Source organism: Paraniabella aurantiaca (assembly GCF_050309965.1).
Lineage (GTDB): Bacteria > Bacteroidota > Bacteroidia > Chitinophagales > Chitinophagaceae > Niabella.
In genome coordinates this window covers 1579357-1596277 of the sequence record NZ_JBLOSY010000002.1, presented here as the reverse complement: position 1 = coordinate 1596277, position 16921 = coordinate 1579357, and the positions used below count along the sequence as shown (strand labels likewise).

9 protein-coding genes and 1 tRNA gene are annotated in these 16921 nt (G+C 42.6%); 8 read left to right on the top strand and 2 right to left on the bottom strand.

Going from position 1 to position 16921, the window contains the following annotated elements; genetic code table 11:
* The first annotated feature begins 179 nt into the window (after positions 1–179).
* The 4 genes from ACLOAU_RS20850 to ACLOAU_RS20835 all read left to right on the top strand — a co-directional run bounded on the left by ACLOAU_RS20850 (position 180) and on the right by ACLOAU_RS20835 (position 3336).
* Positions 180–905, top strand: coding sequence for a DUF4397 domain-containing protein (locus tag ACLOAU_RS20850; RefSeq protein WP_427863835.1), 726 nt, complete (start codon positions 180–182; stop codon positions 903–905).
* 94 nt (positions 906–999) lie between these two features.
* Positions 1000–1689, top strand: coding sequence for an RNA polymerase sigma factor (locus ACLOAU_RS20845; protein ID WP_427863834.1), 690 nt, complete (start codon positions 1000–1002; stop codon positions 1687–1689).
* A complete protein-coding gene (locus ACLOAU_RS20840) occupies positions 1686–3131 on the top strand; it encodes a hypothetical protein (protein WP_427863833.1) in 1446 nt (481 codons plus the stop codon). The genes ACLOAU_RS20845 and ACLOAU_RS20840 overlap by 4 nt, the downstream gene beginning before the upstream one ends.
* A 120-nt stretch (positions 3132–3251) precedes the next feature.
* Positions 3252–3336, top strand: a tRNA-Ser gene (locus ACLOAU_RS20835).
* Between the two features lie 131 nt (positions 3337–3467).
* Here ACLOAU_RS20835 and ACLOAU_RS20830 read toward each other — a convergent pair.
* Positions 3468–4799 (bottom strand): amidohydrolase, encoded by a 1332-nt coding sequence (locus tag ACLOAU_RS20830; protein ID WP_427863832.1) that lies wholly within the window; start codon positions 4797–4799, stop codon positions 3468–3470.
* A 291-nt stretch (positions 4800–5090) separates the two neighbouring features.
* Between ACLOAU_RS20830 and purL the strand changes: the two genes are divergently transcribed.
* Together purL and ACLOAU_RS20820 are read left to right on the top strand one after the other, a co-directional pair.
* On the top strand, positions 5091–8780 hold the full coding sequence (purL, locus tag ACLOAU_RS20825) for a phosphoribosylformylglycinamidine synthase (RefSeq protein WP_427863831.1): 3690 nt from the start codon (positions 5091–5093) through the stop codon (positions 8778–8780).
* Between the two features lie 194 nt (positions 8781–8974).
* Positions 8975–9775 (top strand): META domain-containing protein, encoded by an 801-nt coding sequence (locus tag ACLOAU_RS20820; protein WP_427863830.1) that lies wholly within the window; start codon positions 8975–8977, stop codon positions 9773–9775.
* A 75-nt stretch (positions 9776–9850) separates the two neighbouring features.
* On the opposite strand, the gene ACLOAU_RS20815 is transcribed toward ACLOAU_RS20820, so the two are convergent.
* The gene (locus ACLOAU_RS20815; protein ID WP_427863829.1) at positions 9851–10981 is read right to left on the bottom strand and encodes a glycoside hydrolase family 88/105 protein; all 1131 of its coding nucleotides are present in this window, start codon (positions 10979–10981) and stop codon (positions 9851–9853) included.
* Positions 10982–11373: 392 nt separating this feature from the next.
* Here ACLOAU_RS20815 and ACLOAU_RS20810 point away from each other — a divergent pair, with 392 nt between their 5' ends.
* Positions 11374–13605 carry a fasciclin domain-containing protein gene (locus tag ACLOAU_RS20810; RefSeq protein WP_427863828.1) on the top strand — a complete coding sequence of 744 codons (2232 nt, stop codon included), beginning with the start codon at positions 11374–11376 and terminating at the stop codon, positions 13603–13605.
* 24 nt (positions 13606–13629) lie between these two features.
* The gene (locus ACLOAU_RS20805) at positions 13630–16914 is read left to right on the top strand and encodes a SusC/RagA family TonB-linked outer membrane protein (RefSeq protein WP_427863827.1); all 3285 of its coding nucleotides are present in this window, start codon (positions 13630–13632) and stop codon (positions 16912–16914) included.
* Positions 16915–16921 lie beyond the last annotated feature (7 nt).

Below are 16921 nucleotides of genomic sequence, written 5' to 3'. Positions count from 1 at the left end.
TTGTGCCGAAGCTAAAAACATGCAAAAATGACAGTCTGGTTCGCCTTGATGTCGGCTTTCAAAAAAAATCGTTTTTTTTCAAGGCCGCTGTTGCGTTTGGTGACTGGTTAACGTTATCCTATTAGATCAGCTGGTTACCGATTTTTAATCCCCCTATTTTAAAACAAGAATTTTTGACGATGAATTATAATTTTTTACACTTTAGCCCTCGCCGCTTTGCGGCACTTGCTTTTGCTGCGCTGGCATTTGTTTCCTGCAAAAAGTCAAGCTCCGACGCCAATTATGACGGCACCGTTCCAGCCAGCGTTGGTATAGTTCACGCATCTGCCGGTGTACCGGCACTTGATATCGCATTCGATAACAGCAGATTAGGCGTAACGACTTTTAATTATACAGACCGCATAGACTATCTTCCCGTAAAGCCGGGCAACCGTAGTTTCAGAATATACAGCGCCTCGACGTCAACGGCAACGCCTATTTTTTCGAAAAACCTGGTCTTTGAAGCTCCTAAATCTTACACTGTGTTTATTACGGATACGGCTTCAAAAATGGATGCTGTTTTGATCCGTGACAGTACCAGAGCGGCGGGCTCAGACTCTGTTCGCATTCGCTTTGCTAACATGAGCCCCGATGCACCTGCATTAGACCTTTACGTAAAAGATAACCCGACTCCGATAGCTACGAATATTACTTATAAAAATGCCGGTGAGTTTTTCAGCCATAAAGTTGCCTCGAATATCCAGTTCGAAGTAAGGGCTACAGGACAAAGTACACTTCTTGCCACTTCAGAACCGGTTACACTATCTAAAGTAAATTCAAACTTTTATACAATATGGAGTGGCGGATATGTGAATGGGAACCAGGCAGCAGGAACCCGGATTAATATAGATTGGTTCGCGCATTAGCATATAGTCGACTTATTAATTGATCCGTACCTTTAAGAAATAAATCAGCCAGATTCCCGTATGAAGGGACCGGCTGATTTTTTAGAATAAACAATTGAACGAAAATATTATATTGGCAGGCAATATATTATTAGGTGTAGAGCCACCTGTTCAGAGCTCTGTTACCCTAAGGGGTAATATTGGATTAGAAGCAAGTAAGCTGGTAAAAAAACAGACATTGGCGATAAGCGGGGATGAATTGGAAGATTTATTAAGAGGGTGCCAAAACAACAGAGAGCATCAAAAAGAGGCGCTTTATAAGGGCTTTTATGGCTACCTGAAAGGCGTTGTGATCCGTTATGTCAGTGACCACCACTTTGCCGAGGAATTAGTGAATGACAGCTTCATAAAGATCTTTAATAATATTTCATCTTTTAACGCAAAAGGACAAAGTGGCGATATTTCGATATCCTTTAAGGCCTGGATTGCGAAAATAGCTTCCCGTACCGCCATCGACTTTTTAAGAAAAAAGAAAATAGATTTCGGCAGAGATGATATTGCAGACATGGCTATAGCCCCAATTGCAGAAACACAGGTACAAAGTACAGAAGCGAAGGACATATTAAAATTACTGAATGAATTGCCCAAAACACAGCAGGCAATTTTCAACTTATACGAAATAGAAGGGTTTTCGCACCAGGAAATTTCCGGGTTACTGGCCATTCCTGAAAATGTAAGCCGTTCTTACCTGTCGAGGGCCAAAAACAAGCTAAAAGCCCTGTACAGTGAAAACTTTAAAGCATGACAGAGTCTAACGACGATATTTTTAATCATATAAAAAGCGTGATGCGCAACCATGAGGAGCCTTATGACGAAGGCGCCTGGGAACGTTTCAAAGCAGTGCCTGCCGGTGCATCTGTTAAAAAGGGTGCCGTTAGTATGTGGAAATGGGCGATGGCTGCTGCTGCAGTAATTACCGCTGTTTTTTTCCTGGCCCGCGTTTTTAATGCGTCCGCTCCGGCAAGCGACCCATCATCAGCGACGGATGCATTGGCGGTAACTCCTGTTGACTCTTCTATTAACAATATCACCCAGGCCACGCCAGAGATTCAATCAGAGAGCCCCGCTATACCTGGTGAGGTGCTGAAAGAGTTGGCTGATGGCAATGGTAATAACATTGCAGCACGCAAGAATTTAGCACCGTCTATATATACTTTTAAACCAGGTACACAGACGGCCAGCGTAGGTTTCAAACAAAGTGCTCTTCCAGGCGCGTCAACAACGATCATCGCTCCTCCTTTCATGCCGGTGCCTTCTAAAGACTCCGTAGTAGCAGTACCCGGCACCCGGAAACCAGAAGTGAATTTTTGGAAAAACCACATAGAAACAGATGTTCCTCAAATAGCAAAAACACCACCGGTTTACAAGGATGAAGAAAAATATATAGCGGCAAGCAAGCCAGCAGTAAAAGAAAAATCAGTTAAGGAAAAAAACAGGAAATGGCAGCCCAGTCTTTACGTTTCGCCGTTATTTGGTGATTTAGGTATAGATATGGGATATGGTGTAGCTGTTGGTTACGCTATTAATGATAAAATTAAAATCAGTTCGGGTGTAGCCTATAACAAATTGTCAGCTTCCCGGAATTATAGTGCGGGTCCCGTAGGTGAGATGGCTGCTGCTGCTGTTGCGCCACCCTCATATGGCTCAAATGGCGCCCAGGGAGCAACAGGGGCTGCGGGGGCCGCCAAGCCTAACAATGCGCTGGACTCGAAGGCTGCACTCACGTCTGCCTATAATGTAGTAGCTGGTCAGCAAACCAATTCGCTTCAGCAGGTGGATGGCTTTTTATCAGGTATTGACATTCCGGTTGAGATTAACTATAATATCAGTAAGAAACTGTATGCCTCTGCAGGTGTATCGGGTCTGGTTGTTATTAACGATAACAAAAAATATACTTATGTTGATAACCGCAATGTAAAAGTTTCGGTAGAAACCAACAGAGGTGCGCTCAAAGAAGATAAATCGGTTCTGTTTAGCGAACAAAACACCACTAACCAATCCATGCAAACACCTGCAGAGAATACTCCTTTTCTCGGGTTCTATAATATATCGATGGGTTATCGTCAAAAAATATCCGGAAGAACAGGCGTAGCATTGGAACCCTTTATTAAGGTTCCTATGAAGAATGTAACACAGGAAAACCTGAAATATATAGGTACTGGTATCAGATTAAAATTCGATCTTTAAATGACGTCCTTATGATGATCAGACCTGCCCTCAGCCAGCAGGTCTTTTTTTATTAAAAAAAGTTAGCAATTATTTAAAATCTATTTTGCTAATTGAACTCACACCCCTAATTTTGCGCCCGGAGAGATGGCAGAGTGGTCGAATGCGGCGGTCTTGAAAACCGTTGACTGTAACAGGTCCGGGGGTTCGAATCCCTCTCTCTCCGCTGAAAAGCGGAGACGTTTAATAAAAGTTGAAACCTGCAATTTTAAAAGATTGCAGGTTTTTCTTTTTGGTATAAAGGAGCATCCATATATAATGCCGGAATGGAAGCTGTAAGGTGTTTTACCTGAAGTTTTAAAAGACAATATTTCCCTGGCTGATTAGCGATTGGACCGATGATATTCTTGATACCGCTTCAGCCGAGCAGCTTGCGTCAATCAATACCAGATCGGCGGCGGCACCTGCCTTAGGCCATTGTTGTTTTCCTTTGTCATCCAATGGCAACAAATTCCCTGTGGCTAATTTCAAACTTCTCGACAGCATAAACTCACTGGTATATCCGTACAATTGCGCCATCAGGTTAGCCTTCTGCAATACACTTCCACTCCCCCAGGTATTCCAATGATCAATAATGCTGTCGTTACCCGTAAGTACCGTTACCCCATGCTTGTACAAAGCAGGGATCGGCAAAATAAGATTTCCAAAAGGTATCGTAGACACAATTCCGATACCGGCTGCGCCCAGTTGTTCAGCTACTTCTTCCTGCTTGCGTTGATCGAGCTTTGCCAGAACAAAACAATGACTGACAAAAGTCTTTTCCCTTAAAACCGGATTTTCAGTCACTTTTTTTATCAGATACTCGACTGTTTTCAGTCCCGATTCACCAGACTCATGCAAATGAATATCGATTCCTTTCTTATGATCTAATGCCAGTTGAACCGTAAAATCGATTGTTTTTTCGATAGCCCCGTCAATGGTGTAAGGATCCAGGCCTCCGATAAAATCAATATTCATTTGAGCCGCGTCTTTTAAATAGGCCACAGAGTCCGTATAAAAAACGCCATGCTGCGGAAATGCTACTAATTCCGCCCGGAAACCATCTTTTTTATGCTCCAGCGCTTTTTCAAGATTCTTCAACGACTGCAATTTTGACGTTGGCTCAATATTTACATGGCTTCTTGCAAAAGCCGACCCTTTTGATTGAAGCAGCTCAATTAGCTTTTCTGCCCGGTGAGTAGAAGTCTTAAGCATCTCCGGCAAAATCTGCTGTTCAAGCGCAATCATGCCTTTTACCCCACCTGTTCTTCGCCTGGTAGCCTGCCAGGGTCCACTATAAAAAGTTTTATCCAGGTGAATATGCATATCCTTAAATGCGGGCAGCATCAACCACCCTTTTGCATCAATTGCAGTAGAGTCGTCTGGTTTATTAACCGAAATATTTTTAATTTTTCCATTGCTGATAGCAACAGCAAACAAGCCGGTCTTGGTATGCACCACTTCATCGCCTTCATATTCAAACCCTGTTTCCAGCTTCACATTTTTTAAGGTATAATCTTTCATTTGGTGGGCTGTTTGCTGATCTAAAATACTGCTGCCATGTGGCAATCCGGGTACAACAGTCATTCCTGCAAAACCTAATAAGGACTTTTTCAAAAACTCTTTACGAGGTATTTCTGAATTATACATTAACTAAAGTTTTACTACAAAACTACTTATCGTTTACGCTGCCGCTTTAAATATTTATTCATACTCTTAAAAAACAAACAAATACGCCCATCAAAATTTGGGGAGGCATTTATTCTCTGGAGTTGATTGATATAGTCCCGGGAAAATACCGCGCCAAGGAAGGAAGCGAAGCCATCCGAAACGGGCTTATTACATTCCGTTCAACATCACCCTTTACAAACTTGTATATGAGCGTAAGTTTGGTTAATTTTGCAACTCAATTTCCACGAAGTTCAAACGCACTTATTAATAATGATCCATTTCTTTCAGAACCCTAAACATATAGTTTATGGCGTTCAAACACAAAAGGAGTTAATTCAGGAAGACATTCAAAAGTTAAACTGGCTCTTTGGCAACGCCCAAAAACTCGAAGACACTACTCTCAATCACTATTATGTGGGCCCAAGAGCAGCAATGATCACTCCCTGGAGTACTAACGCTGTGGAAATTACACAGAATATGGGTATTACAGGTATCGTCCGCATTGAAGAGTTTCAGCCCGTACCGGCCGATTTCAACGATTTCGATCCCATGATCTCCCAGAAATACGCGGCTTTGACACAGGAGATGTATACTATACAAATTGCTCCTGAACCCATCCTGGAGATCGACGATATTGACGCCTATAATAAATCGGAAGGTTTGGCACTTAGCCCGGAAGAGGTGGAATATTTAAATCAGCTTTCTGCTAAAATCGGTCGTAAGCTTACCGATTCGGAAGTATTTGCTTTCTCGCAGGCCAATTCAGAGCATTGCCGTCACAAAATATTCAATGGAACTTTTGTGATTGACGGCGAAGAAATGCCCACCTCTTTATTTAAATTGATCAAAAAAACTTCTGAAACCCATCCCAACGATATCGTTTCGGCGTACAAAGACAATGTGGCTTTTGTAAAAGGTCCGAGGGTAACGCAGTTTGCTCCCAAATCGCCTGACAAACCAGATTATTACGAAGAAAAAGAATTTGAATCAGTATTATCATTAAAAGCCGAAACACATAATTTTCCTACCACGGTTGAGCCTTTTGCAGGAGCAGCAACAGGTTCGGGCGGTGAGATTCGCGACCGTTTGGCTGGCGGCCAGGGTGCTTTACCTTTAGCTGGTACCGCTATTTATATGACTGCCTACTCCCGTTTAGAGGAAGACCGCCCCTGGGAGAAGGCGATGGATGAGCGCCAATGGTTATATCAAACACCAATGGATATCCTGATCAAAGCTTCCAACGGAGCTTCTGACTTTGGTAATAAATTCGGTCAGCCTTTGATCACCGGTTCGGTATTCACTTTCGAACATGAACACATCGACAAGCTCAGCGGGACAACCAGAAAGCTGGGTTATGATAAAGTGATCATGCAGGCAGGTGGCGTAGGATATGGCAAACTGGAACAAGCCAAAAAATATACGCCTAAAGAAGGCGATAAGATCGTCATTCTCGGCGGCGAAAACTACCGAATCGGTATGGGCGGTGCCGCTGTATCCTCGGCCGACACCGGAGCTTTTGGCTCGGGTATTGAATTAAATGCTATTCAACGTTCTAATCCTGAAATGCAGAAGCGCGCAGCCAATGCCATTCGCGGATTAGTAGAATCAGATCACAACCCCATTGTTTCTATTCACGATCACGGTGCAGGCGGGCATTTAAACTGCCTGTCTGAATTAGTAGAAGAAAAAGGTGGTTTAATCGACCTGGACAAGCTACCTGTTGGAGACCCTACCCTTTCGGCTAAAGAAATTATTGGTAACGAATCCCAGGAAAGAATGGGCCTCGTTATTGGCGAGAAAGATATCGAGATACTACAAAAAGTAGCTGACCGTGAGCGTGCACCTATGTATACAGTAGGTGATGTTACGGGTGACCACCGCTTTACTTTCCAATCTAAATCCAAAGGAGACAAACCAATGGATTATGCCCTGGAAGACTTTTTTGGTTCGTCTCCTAAAACCATTATGAAAGACAGTAAGATCAATCGTAGTTACGAAGGACTGTCTTATGATGTTAAAAATATACCGGCCTATTTAGAGCAGGTATTGCAACTGGAAGCAGTAGCCAGTAAAGACTGGTTAACCAATAAAGTAGACCGCTGTGTAGGCGGTCGCGTAGCTAAACAGCAATGTGCCGGACCATTACAACTTACCTTAAACAATGTTGGAGTAATGGCGCTGGATTATAAGTCAGCCGAAGGTATTGCAACTACGGTTGGACATTCACCATTAACTGCCCTGGTAGACCCTGCTGCAGGTTCACGAAACGCTATCGGTGAAGCACTGTCTAATATCGTCTTTGCTCCAATAAAAAACGGGCTGAAAGGCATTTCTCTTTCAGCTAACTGGATGTGGGCCTGCAATAACGAAGGTGAAGATGCAAGATTATACGAAGCGGTTAAAGCCTGCTCCGATTTTGCGATTGCCCTGGGAATTAATATTCCTACCGGTAAAGATTCTTTATCAATGAAACAAAAATACCCGGATGGTAATGTCATTGCTCCTGGTACCGTTATTATTTCTGCAGCCGGCAACTGCACTGATATTAACAAAGTGATAGAACCGGTACTGCAAAAGAATGCGGGTTCTGTGTATTATATCAACCTAACAAAAGATGCATTCCAGCTGGGAGGCTCTTCCTTTGCACAGGTGATTAATAAGATTGGTGATGAGGTAGCTTCGGTTAAAGATGCTGCTTATTTCGCCAAAGCTTTTAACGTGATACAGGATGCTATCAATAAAGGATTGATTGCTGCAGGACATGATGTCGGATCGGGAGGTTTGGTCACCACTTTATTGGAAATGTGCTTTGCCGATGTAAACCTGGCAGCTAACTATGATTTAAGTGGGTTAAACGAGGCAGATACGGTAAAAGCTTTGTTTAATGAGAATATTGCGGTAGTGCTACAGGCTAACAACAATGAAACCCTGGAAGCTTTATTTACTGAAGCGGGAATTGAAGCTATTAAGATAGGAGCTGTTGTAGCAGACGCCACTGTTACTGTTAAAAACAATGCTGACAGCTTTAGTTTCAATGTAGCTGCCACACGTGACACATGGTATAAAACTTCTTTTCTTTTAGATCAGAAACAATCTAAAAACGGAACAGCACAGGAGCGCTACAACAATTATAAAAACCAGCCACTGCAATACCAGTTCCCTGCTCAGTTCAAGGGGAAAAAGCCGGCGATCGATGCTTCAAAACCTCGCCCAAAAGCTGCCATTCTCCGTGAAAAAGGATCTAACTCCGAACGTGAAATGGCCAACGCCATGTACCTGGCAGGGTTTGATGTAAGAGATGTGCACATGACCGATCTTATTACCGGACGCGAAACCCTGGAAGACATACAATTCATAGGCGCTGTAGGCGGATTTTCCAATTCCGATGTTTTAGGTTCTGCAAAAGGATGGGCGGGCGCCTTCCTGTACAATGAGAAAGCAAAAACAGCGTTAGATCGATTCTTTGCCCGTCCCGATACTTTATCTGTGGGTATTTGTAACGGCTGCCAATTATTTATGGAGCTCGAACTGATCAACCCCGATCATGCCGTACACGGAAAAATGTTGCATAATAACTCGGGCAAACACGAGTCAAATTTTGTCTCTGTAAAAGTGCAGGAAAACAAATCCATTATGTTGAAGTCCTTAGCTGGCGCAACATTGGGCGTATGGATCTCTCATGGGGAAGGCAAGTTTAACCTTCCCGAAGCAGAAAATCAATACGAGATTGTGGCTAAATACGCCTATGATCAATATCCTCATAATCCCAATGGTTCAGATTATAATACAGCCATGATGTGCGATGCAACGGGCAGACACCTGGTTACTATGCCACATATTGAACGCTCCATATTCCAATGGAACTGGGCACACTATGCTGCCGGCAGACAGGATGAGGTGAGTCCATGGATTGAAGCATTTGTAAATGCGCGCCAATGGATCGAAGACCAGAATCAATAAATTAATTACGATATTTCTCGAACCTCTTTCATGAAATACTGAAAGAGGTTTTTTATGGCGTTGCGAGTCCCAAAACTATCGCTTACACCGGTTAGGGTAAAAGAATAAGCAGCGTTTAGAAGGATACCAACCGTGTGGATACAGCAATAACTGTTTTATAAAACAATCGTAAGTTTGTAGCAAAATTTTTATCCATGAAACAGCCTTATTATTTGATCCTGGGCCTGGCATTTTTATGCAGCGCCTGCGGTAATACAAAAAAAGCAACACAGTCCAATGAAACATCATCCGTTATGACACCAACATCCATCACGGGTAAAAAATGGAAACTGATTGAATTGAACGGTCAACCTGTCGCCGATCGCATCAATGATAAAGAACCTTTTATCGAGTTCAATGATACGGATAAAAGATACACAGCGTCTGGTGGATGTAATGGTCTTGGAGGTACTTATACTCTAACTGGAAAAGGCAGGATCGCATTTTCACAAGGTATGTCCACCATGATGGCCTGCGAGAATATGACCATAGAACACCAATTAAATGAAATTTTAGGCAAGGCAGACAACTTTACGGTGAATAACAATATCCTTTCTTTAAATAAGGCGAGGATGGCTCCTTTAGCAAGATTCCAGGCAATTGACAAAGGCAATGCTTCCAGCCAGCTGAACGGCACCTGGGAAGTGGATTATATTTCAGGTCCACGTATTGCTTTTGATGGTTTGTACCCCAATAAGAAGCCAACTATTATTTTTAATCTTCCTGATAGTGTAGCTACCGGAAACAGCAGTTGCAACAACTTCCGGTCTTCGGTTAAAATAAACGGGAATAATATAAAATTCGGCATGCCTGCCAGCACCCGGATGGCATGCCCCGGGGCAGGCGAAAGCACTTTCTTTAAAACACTGGAAAGTATCAATAAATTCGACATTTCAGGAAATACTTTAAACCTGATAATGGGAGATATTGCGGTAATGCGGCTTCAAAGAAAATAACTTTAATAACACACAATAAAAAGCCCTTGGTTTAAACCATGGGCTTTTTATTGAACACTTATTCCATGTATTTAGCTATTTCGTTAATTTATACACTTCTGTTCCCGCCAGTAAAAAACAACCCAGACCGTAATCTTCAAAATCAGGAGTACTGGTATAGGTTACCGGCTGACCATCTTTTGGCTCCTTACCGGTACCCTGCACATAACCTAAAAATCCATTTTTATGCACGGCATCTTTTACCATGGCATTCCATGCTTTGGTAAGCGATGGCTGATATATCTTTTTATCCAATATACCTATTCTTACACCCCATGCAAAACCATAGGTAAAGCATGCAGTGCCCGTAATTTCTTTTCCCCCATAATGATTAGGATCATGCAGGCTGGCAGTCCATAAACCATCTGGTCGCTGAATCTTTATCAGTGCTGCACACATATCTTTAAAATCCTGCAGGTATTCTGCATAGTGCGGATCAGATTTTGGCAGCTCTTCCATTACACGAACCAGGGCCATTACTACCCATCCGTTACCGCGGCTCCAATAGCAGTCTTCTCCGTTAGGCTCTTTATAGGGAGGATCGAAATCCTTATCTCTCCACCACAGGTGATCCTCACGGTTATAAAGACCTTTATCGCCGTGGCTGTTCTTTGTGTATGCATACATATCATACATCTTATTGAAGTACCTCGTATCGTTATATAAGTTTCCTAACCTGGTAAATACCGGCATTCCCATTTGTATTGCATCAATCCAGCTCCAGTCGTCATTTTTACCGCTGGCAATAACATTATCGATACTGGTTTTAATGTCTTTGATACGCTCCTCCTTCTTATCAATCAAATAAAGATCAATGTAGGTTTGACCACAGCAATGATTATCTGCATTTTTGGTAGCAGTGCCACCATTTAATCCCCATTTATGCTTTTCACCCCAATCCACTGCATAATCGTAATATTTTTTTTGAGGATCAATGCTGTTTAACGCCATCAAACCTTCATAGTATACAGCCCGGGTCCATATATTACTGGGTCTCTCTTTATTGGTAATAATGCTCTTTCCCGGATCGGGCCACTTATTCATGAAATACTGGTTGGTAAGCCGTAGCGTCTGAAGAATATTTTTCTTTGATGGAAGCTTCTGGGCAAAAACCGAAGTTCCCGTCATCATAATAGCTGTAAAAGCAAAGAAAATTTTAGATCTCATGGCAAATTTATTTGAACCGTTATGGGGTCAATATTAAAGCAAAATGCAAAGGCAGGCATCCTGTGGCATCCTGCATTCTAAAATATTCATAATGAATTAGAATTGTATTAATTACAATTTCGCAATCGATTGCATAGAAATGTGCGCAAAAGCAGGATGGCTCAGGACAGTGGTAGCGATATGCGGGGATATATTCGCAGCACCAAGCAAGAATTGTAACTGGGAGTTGAAGCTTGCCTGCTTGTAAACGATTGAGTATTTTATTGTAAATAGTTTTCAGGGATTGAGATCGATGCATTTGCAAAGAGATTTGTAAGGCCCTTTTACCTGTGTAACCGTACAGTCAGATACTGCTTTTAAATTTTATTTGATCTGAAAATAATATAAGAACGATGCGCGTATTGTCACTATCGATGCTGCTTATTCTCACATTCATAAGTTGCCGGAAAAAGGAATGGGATGCTTTCTATGGAAGACCAGACAGTCTGGAATCTCCTATTTACGGGCGTTTGCAGGAAAAGGGAAATTTTAGTTCCCTGCTGAAATTGATCGACAAAAGCGGTTACAAGGAAACACTTGAGTCGGGCGCGGGTTACTGGACTTTTTTTGCTCCCAACGACGACGCCTTCTCCTCCTATTTTACTGATAAGGGCATTAGTGGTGTCGATGCTATCGATGAAAGTACTGCAAGGGCCATGGTACAATATATGTTGGTATATAACGCTTTTGAACAAGACCGGCTGGATGACTACCAGGCCTCTGAAAATAATATAGGATGGACTCCTAATATTGCTTTTAGAAGAAGAACTGCTTATTACACGGGATTTTATAAAGACACTTCGGCTAGCGGTCCTGTTACCGCAATTGCAGCAAACAGGAACAATCTCTCAGGTTCGTTAACCGGCAATTATATATCTACCGATTACAATAACAAATACATTACCTACTTCACGGATGCATTTATGACATCATCGTCACTAACGGCCAATGACTATAATTACTTCTACCCAAATAGCCAGTATAGCGGGTTCAACGTTTTAGAAGCTAAAGTTGTTACGGCTAATATTGCAGCAGAGAATGGTGTTATTCATGAATTGGATAAAGTAATTTCTCCACTTTCAAGCATTGACGAATACATACGTACCCGTCCGGAATTCAGCAGCTTCAGGGCTATATTAAACAGGTTGTACACCAATAATATTGTATCCTTTATTTACAATGCCGACGCTACCCGCCGCTACCAGGTGATATCAGGTAAAAACGACCAAGTATATGTAAAAGTATATTCCCACCTGCTTTCTTATGCGCCCAATAACGAAAACTTTATGAAGCTGGGAGATAATGACGGGCAAAAAGATTGCTGGACCATGTTCATTCCTAACAATCAGGCTGTAGATAATTACGTAAAAAATACACTTTGCAGGTATTACCCCAACTTCGATGAAATGCCTATAGGAATTATAGTGGACTTTTTAAATGCACATTTATTCCCTACAGTAGTTTGGCCTACGAAATTCGCTACATCAAGAAATAGCTTTGCTGAGCCTGCACGTTTTGACCCTATTGCTGATATATTCGATCGCAGAATACTAAGTAACGGTATCGTTTACGGGACCAATAAAGTGTCTGAGGCTGATGTGTTCAGTACGGTATTCAGTGAAGCCTACCTGAATCCCAGGTATACTTTTATGACCCGGTTATTTAATACCATTGGGTTAAGGTTGCTGATAGCCAAGTCGAATGTACCGGTGAACATCATGTTAATACCCGACCAGGCCTTCCTGGATGCCGGGTTTACCTACAATGTTAACCAAAGCCAGTTTTTATATAACGGCAGCACCAACGGTGTTCCCGATCGGTTAGAGCGTATTATCCGCAGCTGTGTATTTTTTGGAGAATATAAAAACATGTCGAACAATTTATCCGGTAAGGGTATCGTAAAAACAGGGGATGCAGACGGAGAAGGCGATTACATACGCTACGATAATAATAAAATATATACCGCCGGCCTGGAAGACCTGGGTTTGGTTGCCAATGTAGACAGTACTAAAACAGCCAGCAACGGGAAGGTATATTTCGTAAACCAGTTATTACGGTATTCGGAAAATGGCATCGGTTTTCATATAAATAAACTGGGCGCAGCCGCTACGTCACAATTCAATTATTTCTGGCAATTGCTTTCTAACAACACATTAATCTACACTTCTACCACGATGCAGATCATCGGGCTTAACGGGTTCAGTACCATTTTCGTTCCAACTAATACGGCAATCATGCAGGCCGTTAAAGATGGGGTATTACCAGGCACGGTGGCAACAGGTGCACCCACATTCAATCCCACTACACCTGCAGACATTGACAAAGTGCGGAAGTTTTTACAATACCATTTCCTGGCTTCTCATACCGCGGTTCCTGACGATGTTATATTTCCCGGAAGCTTTGAAACCGCTTTGAAGAATGACCAGGGAACTGCATTAAGATTACAGATCAACAATTCGGCTAATGCACTTTCGGTGGTAGATGCTTTTGGAAGAACCGCTAACGTAATTATAGCGCAGAGTAATAATCTTTCTAACAGAAGCATGATACACCTGATAGACAATTATTTAAAATACAACGACTAATATAGAACCAGATACAAGATTGCCATGAGAAGATTTGATATGAAAAATATTTTTGTGCTTTGCGCTACGCTGTTGTTAGTGGTTGTTAGTGGAAAAACTTTCGCCCAGGATGCTATTGTGATCACGGGTAAAGTAATCGACAAGCAAGGTGCTCCGGTTTCGGGCGTATCCGTATCGGAAACGGATAATGAACAACGTACCGTAAGAGGTACTACAACCGACATAGACGGCAACTTCGCCATTAAAGTAAGCGATGTAAAACACCGCCTCACCTTCTCCGCCATTGGTTATAAAAGCAGGGAAGATATGGCTATTAATACCCGGCGGATTTTCAATATTACCCTGGAACAATCCAGCAATGATATGGAAGAAGTAATCGTGGTATCCACTGCCAGAACCGACAATGGTATGTTACCGATTCCTGAGCGCTATAATACATTGGCTACATCGAAAATTAATGCCAAAGATCTTGAGGAAATGCAGGCAACTTCTATTGACCAGGCACTACAGGGCCGGATGGCGGGGGTTGATATAGCAGCCAATTCGGGTGATCCTGGCGCCGGTATGCAAATACGCATCAGGGGTACATCCTCTATCAATTCATCCACTACCCCATTGATTGTAGTAGACGGTATGCCTTTTGAAACAGAGATACCTACCGATTTTAACTTTGGTACTGCCGATGACCAGGGATATGCTAACCTGTTGAACATTGCACCTACAGATATTAAAGACATTACGATTTTAAAAGATGCGGCAGCCACTGCTATATGGGGTTCAAAAGCGGCAAGTGGTGTATTGGTTATTAACACGAAACGAGGTGTTAGAGGGAAGCCTTCACTTACCTATACTTTTAAAGGAACCGTATCTCCCAGGCCTCAAGCCATTCCTATGCTGAGCGGATCTCAATATACTTCGCTTATTCCGGAAGCCTTTATGAACCGTAATGGTATACCGCTTAATACGCAAACGGTAAACGAATTTAAATTTGATCCTAATGATCCTTATTACTACTACAACTACAGTAAAAACAGCAACTGGGTTGACGAAATAACCCGAACCGGTTATGTTATGGACCACAACCTGTCGATGACGGGTGGTGGATCCAAAGCTAAATACTTCACTTCGGTAGGCTATTTAAACCAGGACGGTGTAACCGTTGGCACTTACCTGAAAAGATTAACGGCCCGCATTAATCTTGACTACGATGTATCGGACAGGATTAATATCAGAACGGACGTTTCTTACGCTACTACGGATAACAACAGAAATTATGCTGACAACCTGAGAGATGTAGCTTATAGAAAAATGCCGAATATGAGTATTTACGAGTATGATGAGTACGGCAACCTTACACCTAACTACTTTTCTCCTTTCTCAAACATACAGGGCCAGTATAACGGACTTAGTAATAGCAAAGTCAGCGGAACTGTTAACCCAGTAGCTATGGCCAATGCTGCCATCAACAAAGTTTTGCAGGAGCGCATTATCCCTAAATTTTTCATGCGTTACTCCATCATTCCCCGTACCCTTGTTGCAACCGTGGATGTTCAGTTTGATATGAGCAGCACCAAAAGCAAAAGCTTCCTGCCACAAACCGCTACCGGCCTGCCCTGGACCAATACTAACGTTAACCTCGCTTACGATGGGGACAATGACAATTTCAATGTGCAGACCAAATCTTCACTGGTATGGACGCCAAGATTTGAAAATAAGAACCATAATTTTACCGGATTGGTTAACATGATGACTTATGACGGAAGCAGCGTATCTTACCAGGCGCGTACATCGAACACGCCATCATCTGAGTTGCAGGATCCATCTATCCCATCACGGGTTAACGGGGCTCTCTCCAATTTATCTGCCCGTACCAATAAAACAGCCAATGCCAACGTTTTAGTAAATGGTGTATACGCCTTCATGGATCGTTATATCATCAATGCAGGTTTGCGTGGTGATGTCACTTCGAAGCTGGCAAGATCTGAACGCTACGGCCTCTTCCCTACCTTGTCTGCCAGGTGGAGAGTATCAGGAGAGAAATTCCTGGAAAATGTAAAGCAAATTGATGACCTGAGTTTCAGATTCAGTTATGGCCGAAGCGGCAACGCACCTAAAGATGACTATACTTTCTACAATTTGTATGACAATTTTGACTGGGACTTTATGGGCGAATCGGGTATCTATCCCAGCCGTATGGGCCTGACCCAATTGAAATGGGAAACAGTGGTAGGTACTAACCTGGGACTTAGCCTGGCCATGTTCAAAAACAGGATAAATCTCGATGTAGAAGTATATCGTAACCGGACTATTGACCTCTTCTTCAAAGATCTCCAGATATCTTCTATTAATGGATACAATGCAGTAAACATGAACGTAGGCACGATGGACAACCAGGGTTGGGAGCTGAACATTAATACGAAGCCTTATACCAGCAAAACATGGCAGGTAGATGTCAATTTTAATATTTCCTCTGCCCAGAATATGATCCGTGAAATATCTGAATATTATCCGTTGGAAAAAGGGAACAGTGCCGCTAACGGGCAATACATCACCTATATGCAGATCAACAATCCCTTTGGTTCATTTTATGGCTATAAGTACCTGGGAGTGTACAAGGATAGAGATGCTACCCTGGCCCGCGACGCAGCCGGCAACGTTATAGTACGTCCGAACGGCGAGCAGGTATATATGCGCTTTAACTACCCCATCGTAGATTATATATTCCAGCCGGGCGACGCTATGTATGAAGATGTAAATAAAGATGGTACAATCGACTATCGGGACATTGTTTACCTGGGCAACAGCAATCCGAAAGTATTTGGTGGCTTTGGTATCAACCTGGGTTATAAAAATAAACTGCGCTTATCTACCTTCTTTAATTTCCGTACAGGTTACGAAATTATCAACGGAACAGAAATGGCAACTACCAATATGTTTGGTTACGACAATCAAAGCACGGCAGTACAAAGAAGGTGGCGGAAAGAAGGCGATGTTACAGATATTCCGCGTGCGCTATACCAGGCTGGATATAACTGGCTGGGCTCTTCCCGGTATGTAGAGAACGGTTCATTTCTAAGATTCAGAACGATAACGCTTCGTTACAATTTTGACAAAACGCTTTTGACCAAAATGGGGTTGAAAAACCTGAGCGCTTATGTAACAGGTGAAAACCTGATGACGCTGACGAAGTATACCGGTCAAGACCCTGAAGTATCTATGAGAGGTTCTGATCCTTTCAGGGTGGCTACAGATAATTCCATGACGCCTCCGGTGAAAATGTTTACTCTTGGATTAACAGCTTCATTTTAATGTACAA